The organism is Photobacterium sp. GB-50 (genome assembly GCF_003026755.1).
Classification (GTDB): domain Bacteria; phylum Pseudomonadota; class Gammaproteobacteria; order Enterobacterales; family Vibrionaceae; genus Photobacterium.
The window spans coordinates 1-715 of the sequence record NZ_PYNX01000056.1; the positions used below are offsets into that span (position 1 = coordinate 1).

Consider the following 715-nt stretch of genomic DNA (forward strand, 5'->3'; position numbering starts at 1 on the left):
AAGTGAAAGCAAACACAGACACTTGAATGTGTATGTTTTGAGAACTCGTTCTTCTTTCGAAGAACATTTTTAAAATCAATCTATCGATTGAATTTACTAGTCAGCTTTCCAGATTGTTAAAGAGCATGCAATTATCTAACGATAACCACTTTCTAACGATTTTCAGCGACAAAAATGCGGACTTAACAAAGGTATTCTTCATTAAATCTGCGAAATCCGTGCAGAAAACTTTTAGAGAGTGGTGGGCGATACCGGGCTCGAACCAGTGACCCCCTCCTTGTAAGGGAGGTGCTCTCCCAACTGAGCTAATCGCCCACGATAGTTTTACTTCCTTCGTGAGAAAGAATGGTGGGTCGTGCAGGATTCGAACCTGCGACCAATTGATTAAAAGTCAACTGCTCTACCAACTGAGCTAACGACCCATTGGCGTCCCGTAGGGGAGTCGAACCCCTGTTACCGCCGTGAAAGGGCGGTGTCCTAGGCCTCTAGACGAACGGGACAATGTTCATACTTAATGTTGTTGGGCAACATTAAGTGGCTCTCTTACATTTTAACCAAGCAATCTGTGTGGACACTGCATTAAACAGTAAGTCTTTAGGTAAGGAGGTGATCCAGCCCCAGGTTCCCCTAGGGCTACCTTGTTACGACTTCACCCCAGTCATGAACCACACCGTGGTAAACGCCCTCCCGAAGGTTAAGCTATCTACTTCTGGTG

General features: G+C 45.5%; 3 tRNA genes and 1 rRNA gene. All 4 read right to left on the reverse strand.

Annotated features, from left to right (window positions below):
- Positions 1-239 precede the first annotated feature (239 nt).
- Positions 240-315: transfer RNA gene (locus C9J41_RS21655), tRNA-Val, on the reverse strand.
- A gap of 31 nt (positions 316-346) precedes the next feature.
- Positions 347-422 (reverse strand) — tRNA-Lys (locus C9J41_RS21660).
- A 2-nt stretch (positions 423-424) separates the two neighbouring features.
- Positions 425-500, reverse strand: a tRNA-Glu gene (locus tag C9J41_RS21665).
- A gap of 99 nt (positions 501-599) precedes the next feature.
- A 16S ribosomal RNA gene (locus tag C9J41_RS21670) occupies positions 600-715 on the reverse strand; the annotation flags it as partial.